The following is a 24899-nucleotide window of genomic DNA, read 5'->3' as shown; positions in this document are numbered from 1 at the left end:
CCTTTCCGGAACATTTCCTGCACCTGGTGCAAGGTTCTTTCCGGAGAGGCGTCACAGATACTCCCGCTGCTGTACGTGGGCAACGCCGCAGCTTCCTATGGTGGAGTGATGGATGAGGCGATCGTTGTCGGGGCGGGGATCGGTGGGCTCGCGGCTGCTGCGGCGTTGGGGCGGGCCGGCTGGCGGGTCCGGGTGCTGGAGAGTGCGCCGGAGGCCAGGGAAGTAGGCGCGGGGCTTGCCGTGACCGTCAACGGATCGCGCGCGGCGGAGGTGATCGGCGCCGCTGAGCGGATCCGCCAGAACGGGTACGAGCTCCGCTCCGCCGGTACCCGCCGGTGGGACGGGAAATGGTTGCTCAAGGCCCCTGATGCGACCGGTACCGAGCTGATCGGGATCCATCGGCGCAGGTTGCACGAGGCGCTGGCCGCCGTACAGGATGCCGACGTACTGACCGGTGCACGCGTGACCGCGGTGGATCCCGGTACGCCGGGTGGTGAGCGGGCGCGGGTGACGTGGGAGTCGGCGGACGGGGAGCACAGTGCCCAGGCCGATCTGGTCGTCGCCGCCGACGGGCTCCGCAGCGTGACGCGGAGCGTGCTGTTCGGCAACGCCTTGAAATACAGCGGTTTCAGCTGCTGGCGGTCCGCAACACCGGACAAGACGCTCGACAACCGGTTCGCGATGACGTGGGGGCCGAGCGCGGAGTTCGGGGCGCTGCGGATCAGCGCGGACGAGGTCTACTGGTACGGGTACGTCACGATGCCGAGCGGGCGCCCGATCGAGGACGAGGTCCGGGCAGTCCGCGCGTACTTCGCCGACTGGGCTCCCGACGTACGGGCCCTGATCGAGGCGACCGACGAGGTGATCCGGCACGACGTATGGGTGCTGGACCGGCCGCTTCCGCGGTACACCAGCGGACGGGTCGTGCTGATCGGGGACGCGGCGCATCCGATGCTGCCGACGCTCGGGCAGGGCGCGAACTCGGCGCTCGAGGACGCCGTCTCGACCGGGTTGCTGATCCGGGCGGGCAACGATCTGGCGGCCGGTCTGCGCGAGTACGAGAAGCAGCGGTACCGGCGTACGCAGAAGCTCGTCAACCGGTCGGAATGGATGGCCCGCACCGGCTCGCACCTGGGCCCGCGTGGTCAATGGCTGCGGAACGCGATGCTGCGACTCACCCCACCACAGGCAGCGTTGCGCAATGGCACCCGAATCTTCAACTGGTCTCCGCCAGGATCATTTGGCCCGGAGCCGGTCGACGGCAGGTGATGCGTACGGGAGTGGGGCAGTGGGGGCGGGCAGGTCGTACCCGGCGTACAGGCGGCGGCGGACAGCCTCCAGCGGGAAGGTCTCGCGGTAGATCGCGAGCTTCACGGTCACGCCCTCCAAAGTTGCTCTGAGCAACATCTCCTCGACGGCCGGGTCGTCCGCGCCGCGGGCCACGAACACCGCGCGGATCGCGTCCTCGACCAGCGACAGCCGGGCCGACTTGGCGTCCTCGACCCGGGCGAACACGTCGTGCGTACCCGGCTGCATCATCAGGCTGATCGCCAGCCGCTGGATCGGCAGCGTGGTCGCGGCCGCCAGCAGGGAGCCGTCGATGATGCCGGCCAGCCGTTCATCAGGAGTTCCCTGGATCGACATGATGCCGGCGATGCCGTCCAGCCAGCGGTCCAGCAGCTCGGCGGCCAGGTGCTCCTTGGTGGCGAAGTAGTACGACACCAGGCCGCGGGAGACGCCCGCGGCGGCGGTCACGTCGGAGATCGACGCGGCCTCGAAGCCCTTCGCGGCGAACACCTCCAGCGCCGCGGCCAGGATGCGCTCGCGGGACCGTTCCCGCAGCTCCTGGTTGACGCCCGCGGATCGCGGCACGAATCCCTCGCAAGGTCGGACAGCCGGTCAGGGCCCTGAAGCGCCGGGCAACCCCCCATTCACCGTGCCCGGCGCCTCGGGGCTGACCCCCCGTGACTACGGCCCCTCCCCAGGCGCCGTCTATAGACTGGACGTCCAGTCAACAAATGTCAAAGGTTGTCCCGTTTTCTGGACACGAGCGGTGACGGGTAAGATGTAGGGGCTGCGCCCTGTGTCGAGTGGCACGTGAAACCAGCCGTAGCCACCGCCAGATCCCTCTGATTGCTTGGAGCGCTTCCTCATGCCTGTCCGTAACGACCTGCGCAATGTCGCGATCGTGGCCCACGTCGACCACGGGAAGACCACTCTCGTCGACGCGATGCTGTGGCAGTCCGGCGCGTTCGGTGCCCACCAGCACGTCGACGAACGGGCGATGGACACCGGCGACCTGGAGCGTGAGAAGGGCATCACGATCCTCGCCAAGAACACCGCCGTCCGGCACAAGATGGCCAACGGCGAGCAGATGACGATCAACATCATCGACACCCCCGGGCACGCCGACTTCGGTGGTGAGGTCGAGCGCGGCCTGTCGATGGTGGACGCGATCGTGCTGCTCGTGGACGCCTCCGAGGGCCCGCTGCCGCAGACCCGGTTCGTGCTCCGCAAGGCGCTGGCGCGGAGCATGCCGGTGATCCTCGTGGTGAACAAGGTGGACCGTCCGGACGCCCGGATCTCCGAGGTCGTCGACGAGACGTACGAGCTGTTCCTGGACCTGCTCGACCACGATGCCGACCAGAGCGCCCTGGACTTCCCGGTGGTGTACGCGTCGGCCCGCGCCGGCCGTGCCTCGCTGACCCAGCCGGCCGACGGCGGGCTGCCGGACTCCGAGGACCTCGAGCCGCTGTTCGAGACCATCCTGAACAACGTCCCCGCCCCGGAGTACACCGAGGACGCGCCGCTGCAGGCACACGTCACCAACCTGGACGCCTCGCCGTTCCTCGGCCGGCTCGCCCTGGTCCGCGTGCACGAAGGCACGCTGAAGAAGGGCTCGCAGGTCGCGTGGTGCCGCCACGACGGCTCCATCCAGAAGGTCAAGATCACCGAACTGCTGGTCACCGAGGCGCTCGAGCGCGTCCCCGGTGACTCGGCCGGACCGGGTGACATCGTCGCGATCGCGGGTATCCCGGAGATCATGATCGGCGACACCCTGACCGACCCGGACAACCCGAAGCCGCTGCCGCTGATCACCGTCGACGAGCCGGCCATCTCGATGACCATCGGTACCAACACCTCGCCGCTGGCCGGCCGGGTCAAGGGCACCAAGGTCACCGCCCGTCTGGTCAAGGACCGCCTCGACCGCGAACTGGTCGGCAACGTGTCGCTGAAGGTGCTGCCGACCGAGCGGCCGGACGCCTGGGAGGTGCAGGGCCGTGGTGAGCTGGCGCTGGCCATCCTGGTCGAGCAGATGCGCCGCGAGGGCTACGAGCTGACCGTCGGCAAGCCGCAGGTGGTCACCCGCGAGATCGACGGCAAGCGGCACGAGCCGGTCGAGCGGCTGACGATCGACTGCCCGGAGGAGTACCTCGGGACCGTCACCCAGCTGCTCGCGGTCCGCAAGGGCCGGATGGAGCAGATGACCAACCACGGCACCGGCTGGGTCCGGCTGGAGTTCCTGGTCCCGGCCCGTGGGCTGATCGGGTTCCGGACCGAGTTCCTCACCGACACCCGCGGTACCGGCATCGCGCACCACGTCTTCGAGGGGTACGAGCCCTGGTTCGGCGAGCTGCGGACGCGGCCGTCCGGGTCGCTGGTGTCGGACCGGTCCGGCGCCGCGACGTCGTACGCGATGATCAACCTGCAGGAGCGCGGCACCATGTTCGTGGAGCCGACCACCGAGGTGTACGAGGGCATGATCGTCGGCGAGAACTCGCGCGCCGACGACATGGACGTCAACATCACCAAGGAAAAGAAGATGACCAACGTCCGCTCGAACGCGGACGAGTTCGAGAAGCTGGTCCCGGCCCGCAAGCTGTCCCTCGAACAGTCGCTGGAGTTCTGCCGCGAGGACGAGTGCGTCGAGGTGACGCCGGACGCGATCCGGATGCGCAAGGTCGCGCTGACCCAGATCGAGCGCTCCAAGCTCGGCCGTAAGAACAAGAACTGATGCTCGATCGCACAGTGGTAGACGGGCTGTTCCCGGCCGATCTCCCGGAGCCGGCGCACTGGGAAGAGCGGTACCCGGCGCGCGAGCTGCCGGAGGGTGCGAAGGTCACACGGATCGGCCCATCGCCGACCGGATTCATCCACCTCGGCGGCATCTACGTCGGGATGATCGACCGGGACATCTCGTCGAACACCGGCGGCGTGTACCTGGTGCGGATCGAGGACACCGACCAGGCCCGTGAGGTCGAGGGCGCGCTGGAGCAGTTCGACCGCGCCTTCGAGTACTTCCACATCAGCGCCGACGAGGATCGGAACCGGGGTTCGTACGGGCCGTACGTGCAGTCCGAGCGTGAGCAGATCTACCTGACGTACGTACGGCACCTGCTCCGGCAGGACAAGGCGTACCTGTGCTTCGCCACCAAGGAGGAGCTCGCCGCGATCACCTCGCGTCAGCAGGGCGCCAAGGTGCCGACGGGCTACTACGGGAAGTACGCGCTGTGGCGCAACGCGGACCCGGCCGACGTCGCCGCGAAGCTCGCCGAGGGGGCGCCGTACGTCGTGCGCTTCCGTGCGCCTGACGACGCAGACGGGCGGCGGACCAGCTTCGTCGACGCGATCCGCGGCCGGCTCGAGCACGAGGCGAATCGCAACGACGCGGTGATCCTGAAGTCCTCGGACCAGTCGCCGCGGCTTCCGACCTACCACTTCGCGCACGCGGTCGACGACCACCTGATGCGGGTGAACCTGGTGATCCGCGGTGAGGAGTGGGTCTCCTCGGTGCCGTTGCATCAGCAGCTGTTCGCGGCGCTGGAGTTCGATCCGATCGAGTACGCGCACATCGCCCTGCTCATGAAGCAGATCCCGGGCGGGAAGCGGAAGCTCTCGAAGCGGAAGGATCCCGAGGCCGGCGTCGACTTCTACATCGGCGCGGGCTACCCGGCGGACGCGGTGCTGTACTACCTGCGTGGTCTCGCCAACGGCCGGCTCGCGGAGCTGCCGCTGGCGGAGGCGCTGTCGACGCCGATCCAGCTGGACCAGTGCGGTGTCGCCGGTCCGCTCGTCGATCTGGTGAAGCTCGAGGACATCAGCGCCGACCACATCGCGACGTTGAGCGGTCATCAGATCCTCGATGCGGTACGGGTCTGGGCGGCGGAGTACGACGCCGACCTGATTCCCGTGCTGGACAACGAGACCGAGCTCGCGCTGCGGGCGCTCGCAGTCGAGCGGGACGGCGTCGAGAACCCGCGCAAGGACCTTCGGAAGTGGTCGGACTTCCGGGATGCGTACGGCTTCTTCTTCACCGGACTGTTCGTGCCGGTGGACGGTCCGGCGGACGAGCGCCTGGCTCCGTTGGGAGTTGCGCACGACGTGGTGACGGCGTTCGCACAGGATCTGGTCGCCGGGTACGAGCATCTCGACGACCCGCAGGAGTGGTTCAACCAGATCCGCGGGCTCGCGGCCAAGCACGGCTTCGCGGCGAACGCCAAGGAGTACAAGAAGGATCCGGATGCCTACCCGGGTTCGATTCGCGAGGCCTCGCAGCTCGTACGCGTCGCGATCACCGGTGCGACCCGCAGCCCGGACCTGCACGCGACGGCGCAGGCCCTCGGGGCTCCGGAGGTCCTGCGCAGGTTGCGGTCGCTGGCCGGTCTGTAACTCCTGGGGCAGAAGTGACGGCCGTTGGCCACGAAGTGGACACGGTCGCTCACGTGGCGCGACCTGGACTACATCGGTGTGATATTTAAATTCTCGGTCGCCGGTGGGGAAAGTTCTGATTCGTTACCAACCAGACGCCAGGTGGCGACGTCTGTCTTGTGGAAGCACTTTTTGGGGGAAGGACAAAGGAATCATGAGCATTCTGCGTAAGCTCGGCGCGACGCTGACGGCTGTCGCGGTCGTGGGCGTCGGAGGACTGACAGCGGCCACCACGGCCGAGGCCGCGTCCCAGGGGGCGGCGTCGGCGCAGAACGCGGCCCCGCCGCCGAACCTGCCGCCGCGGGCCACCCCGGTCGCGAAGAAGCCGACCGCGGCCGCGAGCCGTGCGGCCGTGATGCGGAAGTACCGGCTCGACAGCCGTTGCATGAGCAAGGGGCGGGTGCTCTGCATCAACAAGAAGAGCCGCAAGCTGGTCTACCTGGTGAACGGCAAGCCGATCCAGGTGATGGACGTCCGGTTCGGCGCGTCGAAGACCCCGACCCGCAACGGCGTCTTCAAGGTCTACCGCAAGTCCAAGAACCACGTCTCGTCGCTCTACCACTCGAAGATGCCGTACGCGATGTTCTTCAGCGGTGGCCAGGCGGTGCACTACTCGTCCGACTTCGCGGCGCGTGGTTACAACGGCGCCTCGCACGGCTGCGTGAACGTCCGCGACAAGAAGAAGGTCGCCTGGGTGTTCGCCCGGGTGCACGTCGGCGACAAGGTCGTCGTCTACAGCAAGTGACCTGAGAACACGCCACAGCGGCCGGGGAGCTACTCCCCGGCCGCTGTCGCGTTCCGGAACGCCTTGTAGAGCCTGGGATTCACGAGGCAGAACGTCGCGGTCTCCACGTCGGTCGCGGTCCGGCGCAGTGTCCGTACGGCGAGGTCCGCTGCGGATTGTGCGGGCCAGCCGTAGATCCCGGCCGAGACCGCGGGCAGCGTCATCGTCCGTACTCCCAGCTCGTCCGCGATCCGCAGCGCGTTGCGGTAGCAGGACTCGAGGAGCGCCGGATCCCGTTGGCCGGCGGTGTAGTTCGGCCCGACGACGTGGATGACGTACGTCGCCGGTAATGCGCCGGCGCCGGTCCACGCGGCCGTACCGGTTGGAGTGCCGTCCGGGTACCGCTCGATCAGCTCCGCGAGAATCCCCGGCCCGCCGGCGCGATGAATCGCTCCGTCCACCCCGCCGCCACCCCGCAACGCATGATGCGCCGCATTGACGATCGCATCAGCAGGCACGGTGGTGATATCGGCAGTACTCAACACGATGTCGATGACGAAGCTCCTTCAACAGGTGGGAATCCAGTCCAGCAGCGCGGCGGCGATCTCCGACGCCGAGTCCTCGGGCAGGAAGTGCAGCCCGGTGACCGTCACCTCCAGTTGGTTCGGCCAACGACGGCACAGCTCGCGCAGCGGTCCGGTCAGCAGTGCGCCGGGGTCGCCGTTGACGAACAGCTTCGGTACCCGCGAGCTCGCCATCCACGCGGCGTTCGCCGTCACGATGGCGTGTACGTCGGCCGGCGTGCCGTCGATCGGAATCTCGCGGGCCCAGGTCAGCATCGGGCGGCGGCCCTCGCCGGGCTCGGCGTACGGTGACCGGTACGCGGCCAGGTCGGCGGGCGTCAGCGTGCGGAGCGTGCCGCTCGGCAGCACGGCCTCCACGAAAACGTTGTCCGTGAGCACGAGCTGCTCGCCTTCCAGACCACGCAACCGCCGGAACAGCTCCGGCGCCGGCGCATTGGGGCTGTCCCAGGTGACCGGTGCGACCAACGTCTCGAGATACGCGATCCCGCGCACCGCATCCGGATGCCGCCGCGCCCAGTCGACCGCCAGCACCCCACCCCAGTCGTGCCCGACCAGGATCACGTCGCGATCCAGCCCGAGCGCCGCGAAGAACGCGTCGACGTACCGCCGGTGATCAATGAACCGGTAGCGCAGTTCCTCGGGCGCGTTCGACGTACCGGACGCGCCCATCCCGGCCAGGTCGGGTGCGAGGCAGCGGCCGAGGGCCGACACCGGGCCGAGGATGTTGCGCCAGAGGTGTGACGAGGTGGGGTTGCCGTGCAGGAAGACGATCGGAGAGCCTTCGCCTGCTTCGCGGTAGGCAAGCTGGGTGCCGAGACACACAGATTTCTGCACGACCTGCATGGACCGGCTCCTCCGGTAAACTGAATTGCCAACTATTTCGGCTGTGGGGACGTCCTACAAGTGTAGGAACGGGGCTTACGGAGGGTGTCCGATGCGCGGGCTGATCATTCGCAAGATGCTGTCGACGCTGGTCGTCGGGGGAGCACTGGCTGCAGTGCTGACTGCCGGAAACAGCGCGACCGCGACCACCGCCGACGTGCAGGCGGCGCCGTTCGAGATCAGCGGTGAGCTGCCGATCTACCCCAAGGCGCTGTGGAAGAACGGCTCCAGCGGGACGAACGTACGCAAGGTCGAGGCCCGCCTCGTGCAGCTGAAGCTGCTCGACAAGCGCTACCTGGACAACGACTTCGGGACCATGACCCGCACTGCGGTGAAGAAGTTCCAGAAGTCGAAGGGCATTCCCCAGCTCGGCTACCTCGACCAGAACAGCTGGGACCAGCTGGTCAAGGTCACCCACGAGCCGACCCAGACCGAGCTGTTCCCGCCGGCCCCGGTGGTGAACGGCAAGAAGCTCGACCCGCGCTGTGCGACCGGTGTGGCGCTGTGCATCGACAAGTCCACCCGCCAGCTGCGCTACGTCGTCAACGGCGTGGTGAAGATGCAGATGGACGTCCGGTTCGGCGCGGTGAAGACCGCGACCCGGGAGGGCAGCTTCACGGTCGGCTGGAAGAGCCGGAACCACGTCTCCAAGCTGTACGACTCGAAGATGCCGTACGCGATGTTCTTCAGCGGTGGCCAGGCGGTGCACTACTCGTCGGACTTCGCCGCCCGCGGGTACAACGGCGCCTCGCACGGCTGCGTGAACGTCCGCGACCTGGCCAAGATCAAGGTCCTGTTCGACGACGTCCACGTCGGCGACAAGGTGATCGTTTACCGGTCCTAGAGTGGGCGGGGACCGCGGCGACGGCGAAGGGCGCCCCAGCCGCCGCGGCCGCGGCCGGTGGCGGCGCGCAGGGCCGGTCGGGCGTCGACGAGGTACACGGCGGACGCCACGATGCCGATCAGGCCGAAGAAGCTCAACCAGTTCTGGAAGACCTGGCTGAGGGCGAAAACGGCCAGGATCAGCACCCAGCCGGGCTTGGTGAGCTTGTCGGCGGCGATGAAGACCGCCCGCGGTCGCAGCAGCGCATCGGCGAGCGCGACCAGCTTGATGGCCATCAGGACCCACCAGATCACCGACAGCGGATCTGTGAATCCGGGGATCAGGCTTTGCCAGATGCTCATGTTACGAGCCTAACCGACAGCCGGGCGGCCCACCGCTGCTCAGCCGCAGCTGGGGACCGCCCAGGCCGAGGATTCACCCGGTAGTGGGCGAATCGTCACTGTCTGTGGTGATCAGTCGCCGATCTTGCCGGCCGCGGACTCGGCGGCCTTGGCGGCGGCCTTCGCGGTCTTGCGGGCGCTGGTCGCGGTCGCCTTCACGTTCCGCGTGGCGGTCTGGGCGGTCTTCTTCGCGGTGGTACGGGTGGCCTTGGCCTTGCTCACCGTGGTCTTGGCGGTGCCGACCAGGTCCTCGGTCGACTGCTGGTGGCGGATCCGCTCGACCAGGTCCTTGCCGCGGCCGGCCAGGTCCTCGTAGGTCTCCTCGGCCTGCCCGAGCACCGTGGTCAGACCGGTCTGCGCGGTCTTCGGCAGCTCGCGGAGCTTCGCCGGGGCGGTCCGCGCGTCGGCGACGATCGCCTCGAAGCGCTTGGTCAGCTCGTCCTGCGCCTTGGCCAGCTCCTTGGTGAGCTCGGTCTGCAGCGCCTTCTGGTCGAGCTTGGCGAACCGTGCGGTCACGTCGACGCCCACGGCGCGGACCTTCTCGACCGCGAGGTCGCCGGCGCCGGCGATCGCGTAGAACGGGGTAACGGGCGTACGGGTAGCCATCAGGCTTCTCCTCGTGAGGTTGTCAGTCAGCAGTGGTGGTGTTCTCGCGGACGAAGGACGCGTACACGTCCAGCAGCACGCGCTTCTGTCGTTCGTTCAGCGCCGGGTCGAGCAGGACGGCGTCGACCACACCGGCGGACTTCTTGCCGTCGGGGCTGTCGTCCGGATCGAGGATGCCGGCCCGTACGTACAGGGTCTCCGCGGAGATCCGCAACGCCTTCGCGAGCTGCTGCAGCACGTCGGCCGACGGTTTCCGCAGGCCGCGCTCGATCTGGCTGAGGTACGGGTTCGACACTCCGGCCAGGTCGGACAACTGCCGCAGCGACAACTGCGCCTGCCGCCGCTGCTCGGCGAGGTACTCCCCGACGGAGCCCACCGCCCCAGCCGCCCGATCACTCAACTTGGCCATACCCCCAGTGTGCTAGCAGCCTGCTTGCAATTGCAAGCAGGCTGCCGGTGAGGCGGCTCACGTCAAGGATTTACTGCTCCCGGTGGACCTTGTGTTGGGCGGCCTGGGCGCGGGGGCGGACGGTGATCCGGTCGATGTTGACGTGCTGCGGACGGGTGGCGATCCAGGCGACGATGTCGCCGACGTCCTCGGACGTGAGGGGTTCGCGGACGCCGGCGTACACGGCCTCGGCCCGGGACTCGTCACCGGCGAAGCGGGTCAGCGCGAAGCCTTCGCTCTGGACCATGCCGGGCGCGATCTCGGTGACCCGGACCGGCTGGTCCCACAGTTCGAGGCGGAGCGTGTCGACCACAGCCTTGGCGCCGTGCTTCGCGGCGACGTACCCGCCACCGCCTTCGTACGCGACCTGTCCGGCGGTCGAGCCCATCACGATGATCGTGCCCCGCCCGGAGATGAGGGCCGGGAGCAACGACTTGGTGACGGCGGCGACCGCGATCACGTTCACCTCGTACATCCGCCGCCAGGCGTCCAGGTCCGCGTCGGCCACCGGCTCCATCCCGAACGCGCCGCCGGCGTTGTTCACCAGCACCTGCAGCTCGTCCCCGACGGCCTCCGCCAGCTTCGCGACGTCCGCGGCGGAGGTGACGTCGCACTGCACCGCGCGGCCGTCGATCTCCTTGGCCAGCGCCTCGATCCGGTCCAGCCGCCGCGCGGCGCAGATCACCTCGAACCCTGCCCGGGCGAGATAGCGCGCCGACGCGGCCCCGATCCCACTGCTAGCACCGGTCACCACAGCCAGAGGACGCTCGCTCGAAGTCATGCTCCGAGTCTCTCAAAGCCGCTCGGCGACCTGGCGGCCTGTCTCAGGCGCGGCCGGCCCCGACCGGGTGCCGCGGGGCGGCGTGCGCCGGTACGACGGGCTGCCGCCGTGCCGCGCCGACCACACCGGCGAGCGCCACCGCGCTGACCGCGAGGAAGCCACCGAGCATGCCCAGCGTCTCCCCGTCCGGGTGGATCAGCGGCTGTCCCCGGAACGCCTGCACCGTCACGGTCAGCATCACACCGGCGTACGCGAAGGCAGCGACTCCGATGACCCGCGCGCGGACCCGCTCCGGCCGCAGCCACGGCGTACGCCGGCCGAGAAGGTGCAGTGCGGGCAGGACGATCAGCAGGAAGTGGATCGCGTGCAGCCCGACGAAGTGCGGGATCCGCAGGTCGCCACCGACCGTGCTCCAGTGCGTCAGCGGCATGCCAGGACCGCCCGGTTCGACGCCGATCCCGTGGCTGCCGCCCAGCGTGACCGGGTGACCGTACGCGTCGATGACCTGCTCGTGCTGGCTGTTTGCGCCGACCAGGTAGAACGCGATCCCCATCCCTGCGACGGCGAGCCCGAGCCCGACCCGGATCGCCCGGTTCAGCGGTGCGTCACCGACCCGCTGGAACAGCAGCATGATCGCCACCACGAGGCTCGCGCCGAACAGTCCGAGGACGCCCGACATGAACACCTGCTGACCGACCTGGTTGAACGCGTCGGTGTTGGCGTTGAAGTGGCTGAACGTCCCGCGCGCAGCCTGTACGGCGATGAAGCCGACGTCGACGATCCCGGTGATCGCGAACACGGTCCCGGTCCACCAGCCGAAGCGTTTCGCCTTACGCAGCTTGGAAAGCAGCCAGGCCAGCGTCGCTCCGTACAGGACGAACGAGATGCCGAACTTGAACGGCTTGAGCCAGACGGACTCGTTGAGGATCTCGCGGTGGTCGACGGCCAGGCCGACGCCCGCGGTCAGGACCAGACCCGCCATGGCGAGCACCATCAGCATCAACGGGCGATGCCAGGACTTGGCTTCTTCGAGGACTGTTCGCATGGCTCAATGCTTTCGGCGAACGGCCTTGTGCACAGTGGTGTGAGTCCGCCAACCCAGGTGGAGGTAGACCCACCAACGTCACGCCTGGCGGGTCGGCAGCGCGATGATCTGGCGGAGGTTCAGTTCGCGGCGGCGGCTGACGGCGAACGTCACCACGTCAGCGATGTCCGCGGCGGCGAGCGGGCCGATCTGGTCGTTCATCGACGCGATCAGGTCCTGTCCGGGGCTGTCCAGGTGGGTCGCGAGTTCGGTGTCGGTGAGGCCTGGCTCGACGTTCGTCACGCGGACGTCGTACGGCGAGAGGTCCGCGCGCAGCGAGGCCGACAGGTGGGTCAGCGCCGCCTTGGTCGCGCCGTAGACCGCGTACCCGGGGAAGACCACGTGCGCGCCGATCGACGAGATGTTCACCAGGTCGGCCGTACGTCCTTCGCCGGCCGCCGCGATCAGGTCGGGCGTGAACGCCTGGACGAGCCGCAGTACGCCGGTGACGTTGGTGTCGATCATCCGCGTCCAGTCGTCGAGCCGGCCGTCGGCGATCGGCGCCGCCAGCATCACGCCGGCCGCGTTCACGACCAGGTCGACGGTGCCCAGCCGCTCGTGGATCAGGTTGGCTCCGGCGTCGACGGAGTCCTGGGACGTCACATCCAGGGCGACCCCGAACGTCCGGTCGCCGAGCTTGCCGGCCAGGTCGTCGAGGCGGTCCCGCCGCCGGGCGGCCAGTGCGACCGAGGCGCCGGCCTCGGCCAGTTGCGTCGCGATCGCGGCGCCGATCCCGCTTGCTGCCCCGGTGACTACTGCAGTGCGCTTGCTCAAGTTGGTCATGGCATCGATCCTGGGGCGGTTGCGCTGCGGTACCCAGGGTTCTGCTGAGCCTGGTTCTGGCAGGACCAGGTTGCGGATCCGGCCGATCTGGATACTGGAGGGCATGGATCGCCGTGCAGAGCTGACCGAGTTCCTCAAGTCGCGCCGGGGGCGCGTGCAGCCGGAGGACCTCGGTCTCAAGGTGTTCGGCGGGCGTCGCCGGGTGCCGGGACTGCGCCGCGAGGAGCTCGCGCAGGCGGCCGGGGTGAGCGCCGACTATTACGTACGCCTCGAGCAGGGCCGTGCCGACAAGGTCTCGCAGGAGATCCTGGACGCCGTCGCGGGAGTCCTCAAACTGACCGAGGACGAGCGCAAACACCTTGCCCTGCTGGCGAAACCGGTCCGCCGTACGCCGCGACGCCGGCCGCCGGAACGGCTGCGGCCGGGGATGCAGCGGCTGCTCGACTCGATGCCGGACGTACCGGCGTTCGTGCTCGGCCGCAGGATGGACGTCCTGGGCTGGAACCGGCTGGCGGCGGCGCTGATCGCCGACTTCGGCAGCCTGGACCGCAAGGACCGCAACATCCCGCGGCTGGTGTTTCTCGACCCGGCGACGCGGGACTTCTACCCGCAGTGGGACGCGGTCGCGGAGGAGACCGTCGGCTACCTGCGGATGTATGCAGGCCGGTACCCGGACGATCCGGAGCTGGCCGAGCTGATCGGGGAGCTGTCGATCCACAGCCCGGAGTTCCGCGAGCACTGGGCGCGGCACGACGTGAAGGACAAGACGTTCGGGACCAAGACGCAGCACCACGCGTTGGTGGGCGACATCACAGTCCAGTACGAGACGCTGCAGCCGCCGGGCGAACCGGATCAGCTGCTCGTGACGTACACCGTCGAGCCAGGCTCCACCTCCGAGCAGAACCTGCGCCTCCTCGCGAGCTGGACCGCCGCCGATAGGGAGAACTCCCGATTCCCCGCCGAAGCCCCGGAGATACCCTGACGGCGTGACCGACCTATCCGCCGACCGTCCGATCCGGCGGGTCGCGATGATCAGCTTGCACACGTCGCCGCTGGACCAGCCCGGAATCGGGGACGCCGGCGGCATGAACGTGTATGTCGTTGAGCTGTCCAAGCAACTGGCCGGACTGGGCATCGAGGTCGACGTCTTCACCCGAGCGACCGCGTCCGTGCTGCCGGCCCGCGTCGAGCTGATGCCCGGCGTGACGGTCCGCAACGTTGCCGCAGGCCCGTACGAAGGCCTGACCAAGAACGAGCTGCCCGCCCAGCTGTGTACGTTCGCCCGCGCCGTCCTGCGCGCCGAGGCGATCCACGAGCCCGGCTGGTACGACGTGATCCACTCGCACTACTGGTTGTCCGGCCAGGTCGGTCTGCTCGCCCGCGATCGTTGGGCGGTCCCACTGGTTCACACCATGCACACGATGGCCAAGGTGAAGAACGCCAGCCTGGCCGAGGATGACGTACCGGAGCCGCCGGCGCGCCTGATCGGCGAGGAACAGGTCGTCGAATCTGCCGATCGGCTGCTCGCCAACACCGGCGACGAGTCACGCGAGCTGATCGAGCTGTACGGCGCCCGGCCAGCGAAGGTCGGCGTGGTCAACCCGGGCGTGGACCTGGAGCTGTTCAGCCCTGGCGACAGGGGAGCTGCCCTGGAGGCGGTCGGGCTGCCGGCGGATGCCGTCGTACTGGCGTTCGTCGGGCGGATCCAGCCCTTGAAGGCGCCCGACCTGCTGCTCCGGGCCGCGGCGCGGATCCTCGAGCACGACCCGTCGCTGCGTTCGCGGCTGGTCGTCGCCATCATCGGCGGGCCGTCCGGGAACGGGATGGAGCATCCGGAATCGCACGCGGAGCTGGCCCGCGCGCTCGGGATCGACGACGTGACGCGGTTCGTGAAGCCGATGGAGCGCCCGCGGTTGGCCAACTGGTACCGCGCGGCCTCCGTGGTGTGCGTCCCGTCGTACTCGGAATCGTTCGGCTTGGTCGCGCTGGAGGCCCAGGCCTGCGGTACGCCGGTGGTCGCGGCCGCGGTTGGCGGCCTGAGTACGGCGGTGCTCGACGGCCGAACCGGGTACCTGGTGCACGGGCACCGCGTGGACGACTTCGCCGACGCGCTGGCCCGGATCGCGACGGATCCGGCGACCCGCGAGAGCATGAGCCGGGCGGCGGTCGAGCATGCGCAGGGCTTCGGGTGGGAACTGACCGCGCGGAAGACGCTGGCGGCGTACCGGACCGCGGCGCAGACGATGGCGGCCGAGCTGGCCGCAGACGCGGAGGTGGCCGGGTGAGAGTTGCCGCGGCGGACGTGATCCGTCAGGTGCTGACCGAGAATGAGCTGGAGTTCACGGAGAGTGAACCGGGTGCGTTCAGCGCGGACCTGCCGGGGGAGCGGAAGCTCAAGACCACGGTCACGCTGACCGTCGGGGCGCAGGCCGTCAACGTGCACGCGTTCGTGGCGCGGCACCCGGACGAGAACCACGCGGCGGTCTACCGCTGGCTGCTCGAGCGGAACCTGAAGATGTACGGCGTCGCGTTCGCCGTCGACCACCTCGGCGACATCCACCTGGACGGGCGCGTGCCGCTGCACGCGATCACCCCGACCGAGGTGGATCGGCTGCTCGGTGCCGTACTCGAATATGCCGACACGTCGTTCAACACGATCCTCGAGCTCGGGTTCGCGACCTCGATCCGGCGCGAGTACGAGTGGCGGGTCTCGCGCGGTGAATCCACCCGGAACCTGGACGCGTTCAAGGGCTGGCTGGAGCCTCGATAGACTCCGGGGCATGACCTATCGCCTGATCCTGCTCCGCCACGGCCACAGCGACTGGAACGCCAAGAACCTCTTCACCGGCTGGGTCGACGTCGACCTGAACGCCCAGGGTGTCGAGGAGGCGCAGCGCGGTGGCGAGCTGCTCCGCGATCGCGACCTGCTCCCCGACGTACTGCACACCTCGGTCCTGCGCCGCGCGATCCGGACCGCGAACATCGCGCTCGAGGTCGCCGAGCGGCAGTGGATCGACGTCCGCCGCTCCTGGCGGCTGAACGAGCGGCACTACGGCGGCCTGCAGGGCAAGGACAAGAAGCAGACCCTGGAGGAGCTCGGCGAGGAGCAGTTCATGCTGTTCCGCCGCTCGTACGACACCCCGCCGCCGGCCATCGAGCGCGGCTCCGAGTACGACCAGGCCGGCGACCGGCGGTACGCCGCGATGCCGCCGGAGCTGCTGCCCGCGACCGAGTGCCTGAAGGACGTCGTCGAGCGGATGCTCCCGTACTGGTACGACGCGATCGTCCCGGACCTGCGCGCCGGCAAGACCGTCCTCGTCACCGCGCACGGCAACTCGCTGCGCGCCCTCGTCAAGCACCTCGACAACCTCGACGAGAAGACCGTGGTCGGCCTCAACATCCCGACCGGCATCCCGCTCTACTACGAGCTCGACGAAGACTTCAAGCCGGTCACCCCCGGCGGCGAATACCTGGACCCCACCGCCGCCAAGGAAGCCATCGAAGCCGTCAAGAACCAAGGCCGCTGAAGGTCGTACCGAAGAACGGGTAGTGGTGGCTGTCCGAGCCAGGCCCGGGATCAGGCCACGCCTGAGCGGACACCAGATCCGGCACCACTACCCGTTCTTCTGCACGCCGAGCCGCTGCTCAAGTGCGCTCATCACCGTGGCAACCACCCACCGGGGATCCCCGATCACCTGCTGGTAGGTAAACCGAAGCACCAGCCACCCGGCCGCGACCAGCTTTCGAGGAAACTCTCCGCGAGCCGCGTCGCAGCACCGGCGACAGCCAGTGCCTCGCCGAAGGGAAGGATCCTGGCGCAGGCGAGGACTGTGCGTTGCAGCGATGTCCGGCGTTCGCGCCGGTCTGCCATCGGGAGGTCCGCCCAATGCAGGACGGCGGGTGGGCCTGAGCGGGCGTTCCGGTTCGTCGGCAGCGTGACGTGTGGCTTCTCCGGATGGTGGAGCAGTGGCAATCGCCACGCACCGGCCGCGCTGAGGTGCGAGAGCGTCCCGTCGTAGGCGATAGCGGTCGACAGATCGGTCGCGACACCAGGAAGTCCGTAGACGCCGCGGGCCAGACGCACGACGTCACCGCAGCGAACAGCGGCTGCCAGCGCACGCCGAGACGTCAGTTTCACCAAGGGCGCGGCGTCGGCCCACCCTCCCAGCCTGGCCAGCACCTCGACCACGGATGCCATCGGAGCATCATGCCCGTCGGCGCCGGATGCTGCGCAAAGTTATCCACAACGTACCGAAGGACGGGTAGTGGTCCCGCGTCACGGCGCAGTTCACGCCGGGCCGGCGACCGCCTGGCCGGCGGAACAGGTACCACTACCCGTCCTTCGGTACGTGAGGTCTTGCCGGGCGGTGGAACTGGTTCTAATCTCTTAATTACGGGAGATTGTTTCAGAATATCGAAGATATCCGTATTCCATCGCTCTGGAGGACGGAATGATGCGTCGGGTCTGGGTACTGCTGCTGGCGTTCCTGCTGATACCCGGGGTGGTGCCGCGGGCCGCGGCAGCCGCACCCGCCGAACCGTTTTTGTCGGCGATGGAGGGTGGGAACACCGTCGAGGCCAAGATCCGTGAGGCCGCACCGCGCGCGGACGGATTCCGGCACATCGACACCGCGGCCACGATCGGCCGCCTGCGGCAGCTGCACGCGACGATGTACACGTTCGGGATCTGGGACAAGGCGACCGACTGGGACGACCTGCGCCTGGAGTTCGCGCCGGCCGCCGCCCGGGCCGGGATCGACGTGATGGTGTACCTCGTACCGCCCTCGGAGTGCTTCCGGAACCCGGCCCGGCACCTCGACGGCCGCTGTTCGAGGCCGTACGACGAGGACTACGTCCGATGGGCGACCGAGATCGCCAAGCTCTCACTGACCTACCCGAACGTCAGGTCGTGGGGCATCGACGACTTCCTGGCCGGCGCCAACGGCGAGCTGTTCACCAAGGAGTACCTCGGCCAGGTCCGGGCCGCGCAGCAGGCGGTGAACCCGCGGCTGAAGTGGTACGTGACGCTCTACTCCTGGGACATCACGCCCGCGACCGCCGACAAGATCAAGGGCTCCCTGGACGGCGTGATCTACCCGTACACCGGGTATCTCAACAACACGATCGATCCCACCTGGCTCGAACCACGCCTCGATGCATCGCTGGATGTCCTGCGCCCGGCCGGGCTCGGCCTGGTGCTGCTCGCGTACACCGGCCGGTTCCTCGACGGCATGATCCACCCGGACGAGCGCTATGTCGCGGACGTGCTGCGCCGCGCCACGCCGTACCTCCAGGACGGCCGTCTAGAGGGCGTCATCGCGTACGGCGCTCCGCTGCGGACCGATCTGCAGCAGCCGAGCTGGGACTACTGGGGGCACACCGGGAACGGCCGGCTGAGTCTCAGCGTCGGCAACTTCACCGCCACCACCGACGGCAGTTTCGCCGCCGCTTCGCAGCAGATGGTTGTCACTGGCAACGGTGCGCGGTCGATCACGTTCCGGCACCGGGATCCGGACGAGGGCGGGTTGCGCGGGTACCAGATCAAGCAGCTGCTGGTCGACGACCAAGTGGTCTGGCAGAGCGACGTCGAGGACGATCCGAAGGAGACCTGGCTCACGACCACGGTGGACCTGACGGCCGCGCTGCGCGGCAAGACGTCCGCGAAGGTGACGTTCCGGCTGTTCGACCAGCGTGGGGTGGGCTGGTGGCCGCTCGACTGGAGCATCGACGACGTGTCCGGACGGGGCGTGGCGGTACGCAACGGTGGCTTCGAGCAGGACCGCGACTGGGACCTGACCCGTAACCAGCCGACCATGCAGCCCTACATCGACATCTACGCGATCGACCGTCCGGCGCGGATCTTCGACGCGATCGGTGCCGCGTACGCCCGGTACCAGGGCGAGTCGTTCCGGCCGGTCCACGGGCCGCGCGGGAACGCCGTACGGATCGGGCCGGAGAACCGGGCGATGTACGGCAACGGCCGGCTGGCGTTCACCGTGCCGGAGGGGCCGGTGCCCGCGAACACCTGTGCTTCGGCGACTCAGCAGGTACGGGTGCGACCCGGTGAGCCACGGTACGAGCTGTCGTTCTGGCACGCCGATCCGGAGCAGGCGAGGTTCGACCAGATCTTCAAGCAGCTCCGCATCGACGGACAGTTGGTCTGGGATCGCGACGCGGGCGACTACTGGCCCTGGTTCTACCTGAACGGATCCGACCATCAGGGCGGCATCGACGTCACGGACTTCGTGCAGGGCAAGCCGTCGGTGTCGATCCAGTTCGCCGTGTGCAGCAAGCAGGCGTTCACCGGTCCCGGCCTCACGGTCGGGTTCGACCACCTGGAGGGCGTGAACCTCGACGTCCGGAACCCGGGCTTCGAGGACCGCTCCGGCTGGACGCTCCGCGCTGATCAGCCGCTCGGTGCGGCCATCGACATCGCCCGCTGAGACCGGGCGGAGCTGAACAGACAGGAGCCCCCGGCAACTACCCGGGGGCTCCTGCAGGGTGGATCAGTTGTTGCCGTTGGGGTTGGGGGCTGAGGCGCCGGCTCCGGAGCCGGCGGCGGTGCCGCCGATGGCTACGGGGAGTTCGCCGGTGACTAGGTAGACGACTCGGCGGGCCATGGCGACTGCGTGGTCGGAGATGCGCTCGTAGTAGCGGCTGAGGAGCGCCATGTCGACGGCGACCTCGACGCCGTGCGGCCAGTCGGCGTCCATCATCAGGCGGAACTGGTTGGACCGGAGCTTGTCCATCTCGTCGTCGGTGGCCTCGAGCCGGCCCGCTGCCTCGACGTCGCGGGATGCGATGACGTCGCCGGCCGCGTCCACCATCTTGCCCGCCACGGAGCCCATCGACTCGATCACGTCGTGCAGCTCGGTCGGGATCGCGGGGGCCGGGTAGCGCATCCGGGCGATCTTGGACACGTGCGCGGCCAGGTCGCCCATCCGCTCCAGGTCGGCGATCATCCGCAGCGCCGCGACCAGCATCCGCAGCTCGTTGGCGACCGGCGACTGCCGCGCCATCAGCTCGAAGACCTTCTCCTCCACGCCCTCGCCGGCGGCATCGAGCTGGATGTCGGCCGCGATGACCTCTTCGGCCTTGCGGATGTCCGCCTCCAGCAGGGCCGCGGTGGACCGGCGGACGGCGGTGGACACCGTCCGCGTCATCCGCTCCAGCTCGGCGAGGATGTCGTCGAGCTGCTCGTGGTAACTGTCACGCATGGTGTTCGAATCCGATCTGTGGTGTCCGGTGCCGCGGCGGCGCAAGGGCAAGGTACCCGCCTGACGGTGACCGTATGCCGTCGAGGTTGCCGGACGGCGACGAGTGGTGAACGCCTGATGAACAGTTGAGACGCGTCCCGGTCATCCGGTGCTCATTCGGTCTTTCCCTGCTGGTTGCCCGCGTAGCATCGATGCCGTGGACCCCACGCTGGCTGCGGTGCTGGGCGGCGTCATCGGCGCGGCCCTGGCCCTGCTTTCGCTCGGCGCGATGGTGCTGTCGGAGCGGGCCCAGCGCAAGATCCCGGAGACCTCGGAGCCGATCGTCCCGACCGGTGTCGCGACGGTGCTGTCCGTACTGCGCTCCTCGGCGGTCGTGATGGGCCCGGAGGATCAGGTGCTGCAGGCAAGCGCTCCGGCGCACGTGCTCGGTATCGTCCGCGGCGAGCGGCTGGTCGTCGACGACATTCTGACGATGGTCCGCCAGGTCCGCCGCGACGGCGAGATCCGTCAGCAGGAGCTGGAGATCGTCCGCGGCCGGCTCGGCGCCACGCAGTACGTCAGTGCCCGCGTCGCCCCGCTGGGCAGCCAGTTGGTGCTGGTGCTGGTCGAGGACCGGACCCGGGAGCGCCGCCTGGACGCGATCCGGCGGGACTTCACCGTCAACGTCAGCCACGAGCTGAAGACCCCGGTCGGCGCGCTGATCCTGCTCGCCGACGCGGTCTCGGAGGCTTCCGACGACCCGGAGGCCGTGCAGCGCTTCTCGGACCGGATGCGGATCGAGGCGTCCCGGCTGAGCCGGCTGGTCAAGGAGATCATCGAGCTGTCCCGGCTGCAGGGCGACGACCCGCTGGAGAACCCGGGCCCGGTCGACATCAACGCGGTCATCGAGACCGCGGTGGACCGCTGCCAGATCGACGCCGAGGACCGCGACATCAAGCTCGTGGTGAAGACCGAGCCGGAGCTCGAGGTACTCGGCAGCGAGGACCAGCTGGCGATGGCGATCGGCAACCTGGTCGAGAACGCCATCAACTACAGCCCGGACGGCACCCGGATCGCGGTCGCCGCGCACCCGATCGGCGACCTGGTCGAGGTGACCGTGTCCGACCAGGGCGTCGGCATCCCGAGCAGCGACCTGGAACGCATCTTCGAGCGCTTCTACCGGGTCGACCGGGCTCGCAGCCGGGAGACCGGCGGCACCGGCCTGGGCCTCTCGATCGTCAAGCACATCGCCTCCATCCACGGCGGCGACGTGCGGGTCTGGAGTGTCGAGGGCCAGGGCTCGACCTTCACCGTCAGACTCCCGTTGCGGTTCGACCCCGCGCCGGGCCAGACCGTCTCCTCCAGCCAGGAGGAGCCGGCCGCACACCTGCCGCCTACCCCGGTGGGTCAGATCACAAAGGAGACAGCTTCGTGACCCGAGTGCTGGTCGTCGAAGACGAAGAGAGCTACAGCGACGCGCTGTCGTATGTACTGCGCAAGGAAGGTTTTGAGGTCGCCGTCGCGGAGACCGGGCCGGATGCGCTGGACGAGTACGACCGCGCCGGTGCGGACATCGTCCTGCTCGACCTGATGCTGCCGGGCCTGTCCGGCACGGAGGTCTGCCGGGCGCTCCGCAGCCGGGGCAACGTCCCGGTGATCATCGTCAGCGCCAAGGACACCGAGGTCGACAAGGTCGTCGGTCTCGAGCTGGGCGCGGACGACTACGTGACCAAGCCCTACAGCCCGCGGGAGCTGCTGGCCCGCGTGCGTGCCGTACTGCGTCGCGGTCAGGACGTCGAGCTGCTGCCGGACACCCTCGAGGCGGGGCCGGTACGGATGGACGTCGAGCGACACGTGGTGACCGTCGGTGGGACCGAGATCCGGCTCCCGCTGAAGGAGTTCGAGCTGCTCGAGATGCTGCTGCGGAACACCGGACGGGTGCTCACCCGGGGGCAGCTGATCGACCGGATCTGGGGCGCCGACTATGTGGGCGACACCAAGACCCTCGACGTGCACGTCAAGCGGCTGCGTTCCAAGCTCGAGAAGGACCCGTCGAACCCGCAGCACCTGGTCACCGTGCGTGGCCTGGGCTACAAGTTCGAGTCCTGAGTCACACCGCTGCAGGTCGCAACGACCTGCGCAGTTAGCTTAGGCTCTCCTTAGTTGAGGCAAGCTAAGGAGAGTCACTCATGTCCTGGTCCCGTACCAAGGTCGTCAGTGCGGTCAGCATCATCAGCGCCGTACTGCTCGCCACGACCTCGCTGGCCGCGTGCGGCAGCGGCGACGACAAAGCCGCCGAGAGTTCGGCCGGTACGGCGTCTTCCGGGTTCCCCGTCACGCTGAAGAACACGTTCGGCGAGACGACCATCGCCAAGAAGCCGGAGCGGATCGTGACGCTCGGCTGGAACGCGCAGGACGTGGTCTACGCCCTCGGCGAGACCCCGGTCGGGATGCCGAAGGTCACGTACGGGCCGACCCCGGACGGTGTCACCGCGTGGGACGCGGACAAGTTCGACAAGTCGAAGACGACGCTGCTGGACACCGGCGACAAGTACCCGTTCGAGAAGATCGCGGCGCTGAAGCCGGACGTGATTCTCGCGCCGTACGAGGGGTTCGACGCGGCGACGTACAAGACCCTGAGCGACATCGCGCCGACCGTGGCCTATCCGGGGGCGCCGTGGCAGACCACCTGGCAGGACCAGACGCTGCTCGTCGGTGAGGCGCTCGGCAAGAAGGCCGACGCGGAGAAGCTGATCACCGGCATCCAGGACAAGATCAAGCAGGTCGCGGCCGAGCACCCCGAGTTCAAGGACAAGACCATCACGGTCGGGTCGTTCGGCGCCGAGAACTACGTCTACATGCCCGGCGACCCGCGGGTGCAGATCCTGAACGAGATGGGCTTCAAGAACGCGCCGGGGGTCGAGGCGCTGGAGAAGACCAACGCGAAGAAGGAGTTCTCGCTGACGATCAGCAAGGAGAAGGTCGCGGACGTCGACGCCGACGTACTGATCGCGTACGTGGACGGGATCGGGACGCAGAAGTTCCTGGCCGACCCGGTCTACTCGTCGCTGAAGGCGGTCAAGAGCGGCGGGGTGTACGCGATGCAGGACCAGCAGGTGATCTCCGGGATGAGCGCGGTGAGCGTGCTGAGCGTCCCGTGGGTGCTCGACAAAGTCCTCCCGGGCCTCTCCAAGGCAGCATCGGCCGCCAAGAGTTGAGTACGGCGAGCCGTGGCCACCGGCTCGCCGTACCGCAGCAGAACGGGCCGTCCCGCGCCGGGGCCGCCCGTTCTGTTGTTGCTGGGGACTACTCGGCCGGGGCGGGCGTTGGCGAGTAGTGGTCGTCGGTGAGGACCGGGACGTAGGCGGTGACCGGGGCGGCGGTGCCGAACTTGACGGTCACGTTGACCATCTGGCCCGGCTTGGCGCCGGTCACGATGATCGCCGGGCCGCCGTCCTCGGCGCCCGGGGTCGGGGCCGACGGGGTCTCCACGCCGACCGGGACCGGGGTCACGCTCGGCGTGGTGCCCGGGGTCGTGGAGCTCTCGGCCGCAGGGGCCGCGGCCTCGACGCCGGCGCCCGGCAGCCGCAGTGCGGAGTGCGGCGCCAGGTCGACCGGAGCGGTCAGCCCGGTGAACTTGACCTTGCCGGGCTGGTCGGCGCCGGCCTGGCCGTCCTGGGTGCCGGCAGGAGCCTGGTCGATCGTGACCAGGGTGTCCGCCTCGTCGCCGTCGTTGACGACCACGCCGTGCAGTTCGCCCTTGCCTCCGGCATCGGCCAGCACCAGCAGGTTGCGGAGCTTGATCTGGCCGGACTCGATGTTCGTGCCCTCGGCGGACTGGTACGGCTGCAGGGTCTGCGCGGAGAAGCTCGCGCTGCAGGCTGCCAGCGCGATACTGAGAGTGGCGGCGGCACCCGCCAGCGCGGTACGCCGGGCGATCCGTGAGGACAACGTGATCGGCACTGGAATCCCTCTCGTGCAAGCTGTTTCGACACTGGGTGCGACAACTGTGGACACCGTCAGGCAGCGGCCTCCGGCGCCCCAAAGCGTAGCCCTCGGTCGTCGCGGGCCGGACGCCGGGATGCCCGCCACCGGGTGCCACAGTGGTGCACAGGGCAACGGCGTACGCGCGCACGAGGCACGGCTCAGATCGTTTGTCAAGGCGAGAAGTGGGCCCTGACCAGCGCAAACGCCCCGACCGGACCATCCGCCGCGTGGTAGTATGGATCTTGGAAAGGGGCACTTCACACATGACTTTCACAGTCGGCGAGACGGTTGTTTACCCCAATCACGGAGCGGCCGTCATCGAGGACATCGAGACCCGTCAGATCAAAGGTGAGGACAAGACCTATCTGGTCTTGAGGATCGTCGCTCAGAACGACCTGGTCGTCCGGGTCCCCGCGTGCAACCTCGATCTTGTCGGCGTGCGTGACGTCGTGGATCAGGCCGGCCTGGAGCGCGTCTTCGACGTGCTGCGTGCACCGCACACGGAGGAGCCGACCAACTGGTCGCGACGCTACAAGGCGAACCTGGAGAAGCTGCATTCCGGCGACGTGCTGAAGGTGGCAGAGGTCGTCCGCGACCTGTGGCGCCGCGAGCGTGACCGGGGCCTGTCCGCCGGTGAGAAGCGGATGCTGGCGAAGGCTCGCCAGATCCTGGTTTCGGAGCTGGCGCTGGCCGAGCACACCAACGAGGACAAGGCCGAGGCCATCCTCGACGAGGTCCTCGCTTCCTGAAGACCGTCCAGCACAATCCGACGACGTAAGGTCCTGCCTGGTGATCCAGCGCCTACTGCGGGGCACTCGGCACGGCACCTCGCCGCACGGGACCGAAGGCCACGATGCTCCGCATCGAGACCTTCGCCCCCGCACGCCGAGC

At 68.6% G+C, this 24899-nt stretch carries 26 protein-coding genes; 14 read left to right on the top strand and 12 right to left on the bottom strand.

Translation table 11 applies throughout. From position 1 onward, the window contains the following. Positions 1–108 precede the first annotated feature (108 nt). On the top strand, positions 109–1269 hold the full coding sequence (locus ACGFI6_RS29315; RefSeq protein WP_393124148.1) for an FAD-dependent monooxygenase: 1161 nt from the start codon (positions 109–111) through the stop codon (positions 1267–1269). Here ACGFI6_RS29315 and ACGFI6_RS29310 read toward each other — a convergent pair. Continuing rightward, on the bottom strand, positions 1237–1872 hold the full coding sequence (locus ACGFI6_RS29310) for a TetR/AcrR family transcriptional regulator (protein WP_393124146.1): 636 nt from the start codon (positions 1870–1872) through the stop codon (positions 1237–1239). The genes ACGFI6_RS29315 and ACGFI6_RS29310 overlap by 33 nt on opposite strands. Before the next feature lie 280 nt (positions 1873–2152). Here ACGFI6_RS29310 and typA point away from each other — a divergent pair, with 280 nt between their 5' ends. The 3 genes from typA (at position 2153) to ACGFI6_RS29295 (ending at position 6454) form a co-directional block, all read left to right on the top strand. Continuing rightward, the gene (typA, locus tag ACGFI6_RS29305) at positions 2153–4015 is read left to right on the top strand and encodes a translational GTPase TypA (RefSeq protein ID WP_393124144.1); all 1863 of its coding nucleotides are present in this window, start codon (positions 2153–2155) and stop codon (positions 4013–4015) included. Beyond that, positions 4015–5670 carry a glutamate--tRNA ligase gene (locus ACGFI6_RS29300; protein WP_393124142.1) on the top strand — a complete coding sequence of 552 codons (1656 nt, stop codon included), beginning with the start codon at positions 4015–4017 and terminating at the stop codon, positions 5668–5670. The genes typA and ACGFI6_RS29300 overlap by 1 nt, the downstream gene beginning before the upstream one ends. 193 nt (positions 5671–5863) lie before the next feature. Beyond that, on the top strand, positions 5864–6454 hold the full coding sequence (locus ACGFI6_RS29295) for a L,D-transpeptidase (protein ID WP_393124140.1): 591 nt from the start codon (positions 5864–5866) through the stop codon (positions 6452–6454). 29 nt (positions 6455–6483) lie between these two features. Here the strand turns inward: ACGFI6_RS29295 and ACGFI6_RS29290 are convergent, their stop codons facing one another. Both ACGFI6_RS29290 and ACGFI6_RS29285 read right to left on the bottom strand, forming a co-directional pair. Then, positions 6484–6978, bottom strand: coding sequence for a macro domain-containing protein (locus tag ACGFI6_RS29290; protein ID WP_393124138.1), 495 nt, complete (start codon positions 6976–6978; stop codon positions 6484–6486). A 21-nt stretch (positions 6979–6999) separates the two neighbouring features. Continuing rightward, positions 7000–7860, bottom strand: a complete 861-nt coding sequence (locus ACGFI6_RS29285) for a haloalkane dehalogenase (protein WP_393124136.1) — start codon at positions 7858–7860, stop codon at positions 7000–7002. Positions 7861–7951: 91 nt separating this feature from the next. Between ACGFI6_RS29285 and ACGFI6_RS29280 the strand changes: the two genes are divergently transcribed. After that, positions 7952–8743, top strand: a complete 792-nt coding sequence (locus ACGFI6_RS29280; RefSeq protein ID WP_393124134.1) for a L,D-transpeptidase family protein — start codon at positions 7952–7954, stop codon at positions 8741–8743. On the opposite strand, the gene ACGFI6_RS29275 is transcribed toward ACGFI6_RS29280, so the two are convergent. The 6 genes from ACGFI6_RS29275 to ACGFI6_RS29250 all read right to left on the bottom strand — a co-directional run bounded on the left by ACGFI6_RS29275 (position 8740) and on the right by ACGFI6_RS29250 (position 12825). Beyond that, entirely contained in the window at positions 8740–9084 is a 345-nt protein-coding gene (locus ACGFI6_RS29275) for a DUF2516 family protein (RefSeq protein ID WP_393124132.1), read from the bottom strand. The genes ACGFI6_RS29280 and ACGFI6_RS29275 overlap by 4 nt on opposite strands. Positions 9085–9195: 111 nt before the next feature. Next, positions 9196–9729, bottom strand: coding sequence for a hypothetical protein (locus ACGFI6_RS29270; RefSeq protein WP_393124130.1), 534 nt, complete (start codon positions 9727–9729; stop codon positions 9196–9198). Positions 9730–9751: 22 nt separating this feature from the next. Continuing rightward, positions 9752–10138, bottom strand: coding sequence for a helix-turn-helix domain-containing protein (locus tag ACGFI6_RS29265; RefSeq protein ID WP_393124128.1), 387 nt, complete (start codon positions 10136–10138; stop codon positions 9752–9754). Positions 10139–10208: 70 nt separating this feature from the next. Continuing rightward, the gene (locus ACGFI6_RS29260) at positions 10209–10958 is read right to left on the bottom strand and encodes an SDR family NAD(P)-dependent oxidoreductase (RefSeq protein ID WP_393124126.1); all 750 of its coding nucleotides are present in this window, start codon (positions 10956–10958) and stop codon (positions 10209–10211) included. A gap of 43 nt (positions 10959–11001) precedes the next feature. Then, positions 11002–12003 (bottom strand): hypothetical protein, encoded by a 1002-nt coding sequence (locus ACGFI6_RS29255; protein WP_393124124.1) that lies wholly within the window; start codon positions 12001–12003, stop codon positions 11002–11004. A gap of 78 nt (positions 12004–12081) precedes the next feature. Further along, positions 12082–12825, bottom strand: coding sequence for an SDR family oxidoreductase (locus tag ACGFI6_RS29250; protein ID WP_393124122.1), 744 nt, complete (start codon positions 12823–12825; stop codon positions 12082–12084). Positions 12826–12928: 103 nt separating this feature from the next. Between ACGFI6_RS29250 and ACGFI6_RS29245 the strand changes: the two genes are divergently transcribed. From ACGFI6_RS29245 to ACGFI6_RS29230, 4 genes are read left to right on the top strand one after another with little or no spacing between them, the layout of a single operon-like run. Further along, positions 12929–13807, top strand: a complete 879-nt coding sequence (locus tag ACGFI6_RS29245) for a helix-turn-helix transcriptional regulator (protein WP_393124120.1) — start codon at positions 12929–12931, stop codon at positions 13805–13807. A 46-nt stretch (positions 13808–13853) separates the two neighbouring features. Then, a complete protein-coding gene (gene mshA, locus ACGFI6_RS29240; RefSeq protein WP_393124703.1) occupies positions 13854–15110 on the top strand; it encodes a D-inositol-3-phosphate glycosyltransferase in 1257 nt (418 codons plus the stop codon). Next, the gene (locus tag ACGFI6_RS29235; RefSeq protein ID WP_393124118.1) at positions 15107–15595 is read left to right on the top strand and encodes a YbjN domain-containing protein; all 489 of its coding nucleotides are present in this window, start codon (positions 15107–15109) and stop codon (positions 15593–15595) included. Before mshA ends, ACGFI6_RS29235 begins: the two co-directional genes overlap by 4 nt. A 10-nt stretch (positions 15596–15605) precedes the next feature. Next, positions 15606–16352 carry a phosphoglyceromutase gene (locus tag ACGFI6_RS29230; protein ID WP_393124116.1) on the top strand — a complete coding sequence of 249 codons (747 nt, stop codon included), beginning with the start codon at positions 15606–15608 and terminating at the stop codon, positions 16350–16352. 164 nt (positions 16353–16516) lie between these two features. On the opposite strand, the gene ACGFI6_RS29225 is transcribed toward ACGFI6_RS29230, so the two are convergent. Continuing rightward, complete coding sequence (locus ACGFI6_RS29225) at positions 16517–17023, bottom strand: type IV toxin-antitoxin system AbiEi family antitoxin domain-containing protein (protein WP_393124114.1); 507 nt, start codon at positions 17021–17023, stop codon at positions 16517–16519. 256 nt (positions 17024–17279) lie between these two features. Here ACGFI6_RS29225 and ACGFI6_RS29220 point away from each other — a divergent pair, with 256 nt between their 5' ends. Continuing rightward, positions 17280–19268, top strand: coding sequence for a hypothetical protein (locus tag ACGFI6_RS29220; protein WP_393124112.1), 1989 nt, complete (start codon positions 17280–17282; stop codon positions 19266–19268). A 63-nt stretch (positions 19269–19331) separates the two neighbouring features. Here the strand turns inward: ACGFI6_RS29220 and phoU are convergent, their stop codons facing one another. Then, positions 19332–20042 (bottom strand): phosphate signaling complex protein PhoU, encoded by a 711-nt coding sequence (gene phoU / locus ACGFI6_RS29215; protein WP_393124110.1) that lies wholly within the window; start codon positions 20040–20042, stop codon positions 19332–19334. Positions 20043–20238: 196 nt separating this feature from the next. Here phoU and ACGFI6_RS29210 point away from each other — a divergent pair, with 196 nt between their 5' ends. The 3 genes from ACGFI6_RS29210 (at position 20239) to ACGFI6_RS29200 (ending at position 23239) form a co-directional block, all read left to right on the top strand. Beyond that, entirely contained in the window at positions 20239–21456 is a 1218-nt protein-coding gene (locus ACGFI6_RS29210; protein WP_393124108.1) for a sensor histidine kinase, read from the top strand. Next, positions 21453–22130, top strand: coding sequence for a response regulator transcription factor (locus tag ACGFI6_RS29205; RefSeq protein WP_141858161.1), 678 nt, complete (start codon positions 21453–21455; stop codon positions 22128–22130). The genes ACGFI6_RS29210 and ACGFI6_RS29205 overlap by 4 nt, the downstream gene beginning before the upstream one ends. An 80-nt stretch (positions 22131–22210) precedes the next feature. After that, complete coding sequence (locus ACGFI6_RS29200) at positions 22211–23239, top strand: iron-siderophore ABC transporter substrate-binding protein (protein WP_393124106.1); 1029 nt, start codon at positions 22211–22213, stop codon at positions 23237–23239. Between the two features lie 88 nt (positions 23240–23327). On the opposite strand, the gene ACGFI6_RS29195 is transcribed toward ACGFI6_RS29200, so the two are convergent. After that, positions 23328–23984, bottom strand: coding sequence for a hypothetical protein (locus ACGFI6_RS29195; RefSeq protein WP_393124104.1), 657 nt, complete (start codon positions 23982–23984; stop codon positions 23328–23330). A gap of 287 nt (positions 23985–24271) precedes the next feature. On the opposite strand from ACGFI6_RS29195, the gene ACGFI6_RS29190 reads away from it, so the two are divergent. After that, complete coding sequence (locus tag ACGFI6_RS29190) at positions 24272–24757, top strand: CarD family transcriptional regulator (protein WP_130446326.1); 486 nt, start codon at positions 24272–24274, stop codon at positions 24755–24757. Positions 24758–24899: the final 142 nt, after the last annotated feature.

Origin of the sequence: Kribbella sp. NPDC048928 (genome assembly GCF_043197975.1) — a bacterium.
GTDB lineage: Bacteria > Actinomycetota > Actinomycetes > Propionibacteriales > Kribbellaceae > Kribbella.
This window is presented reverse-complemented; position numbering and strand designations above follow the sequence as displayed.

Coding starts and splice junctions, on each gene's coding strand:
- ACGFI6_RS29245 (WP_393124120.1), top strand. CDS start 12,929: ATGGATCGCCGTGCAGAGCTGACCGAGTTCCTCAAGTCGCGCCGGGGG.
- ACGFI6_RS29315 (WP_393124148.1), top strand. CDS start 109: ATGGATGAGGCGATCGTTGTCGGGGCGGGGATCGGTGGGCTCGCGGCT.
- ACGFI6_RS29230 (WP_393124116.1), top strand. CDS start 15,606: ATGACCTATCGCCTGATCCTGCTCCGCCACGGCCACAGCGACTGGAAC.
- ACGFI6_RS29270 (WP_393124130.1), bottom strand. CDS start 9,729: ATGGCTACCCGTACGCCCGTTACCCCGTTCTACGCGATCGCCGGCGCC.
- ACGFI6_RS29220 (WP_393124112.1), top strand. CDS start 17,280: ATGCGTCGGGTCTGGGTACTGCTGCTGGCGTTCCTGCTGATACCCGGG.
- ACGFI6_RS29190 (WP_130446326.1), top strand. CDS start 24,272: ATGACTTTCACAGTCGGCGAGACGGTTGTTTACCCCAATCACGGAGCG.
- ACGFI6_RS29265 (WP_393124128.1), bottom strand. CDS start 10,138: ATGGCCAAGTTGAGTGATCGGGCGGCTGGGGCGGTGGGCTCCGTCGGG.
- ACGFI6_RS29250 (WP_393124122.1), bottom strand. CDS start 12,825: ATGACCAACTTGAGCAAGCGCACTGCAGTAGTCACCGGGGCAGCAAGC.
- ACGFI6_RS29225 (WP_393124114.1), bottom strand. CDS start 17,023: ATGGCATCCGTGGTCGAGGTGCTGGCCAGGCTGGGAGGGTGGGCCGAC.
- ACGFI6_RS29295 (WP_393124140.1), top strand. CDS start 5,864: ATGAGCATTCTGCGTAAGCTCGGCGCGACGCTGACGGCTGTCGCGGTC.
- ACGFI6_RS29260 (WP_393124126.1), bottom strand. CDS start 10,958: ATGACTTCGAGCGAGCGTCCTCTGGCTGTGGTGACCGGTGCTAGCAGT.
- ACGFI6_RS29200 (WP_393124106.1), top strand. CDS start 22,211: ATGTCCTGGTCCCGTACCAAGGTCGTCAGTGCGGTCAGCATCATCAGC.
- phoU (WP_393124110.1), bottom strand. CDS start 20,042: ATGCGTGACAGTTACCACGAGCAGCTCGACGACATCCTCGCCGAGCTG.
- ACGFI6_RS29255 (WP_393124124.1), bottom strand. CDS start 12,003: ATGCGAACAGTCCTCGAAGAAGCCAAGTCCTGGCATCGCCCGTTGATG.
- ACGFI6_RS29285 (WP_393124136.1), bottom strand. CDS start 7,860: ATGCAGGTCGTGCAGAAATCTGTGTGTCTCGGCACCCAGCTTGCCTAC.
- typA (WP_393124144.1), top strand. CDS start 2,153: ATGCCTGTCCGTAACGACCTGCGCAATGTCGCGATCGTGGCCCACGTC.
- ACGFI6_RS29300 (WP_393124142.1), top strand. CDS start 4,015: ATGCTCGATCGCACAGTGGTAGACGGGCTGTTCCCGGCCGATCTCCCG.
- mshA (WP_393124703.1), top strand. CDS start 13,854: ATGATCAGCTTGCACACGTCGCCGCTGGACCAGCCCGGAATCGGGGAC.
- ACGFI6_RS29275 (WP_393124132.1), bottom strand. CDS start 9,084: ATGAGCATCTGGCAAAGCCTGATCCCCGGATTCACAGATCCGCTGTCG.
- ACGFI6_RS29280 (WP_393124134.1), top strand. CDS start 7,952: ATGCGCGGGCTGATCATTCGCAAGATGCTGTCGACGCTGGTCGTCGGG.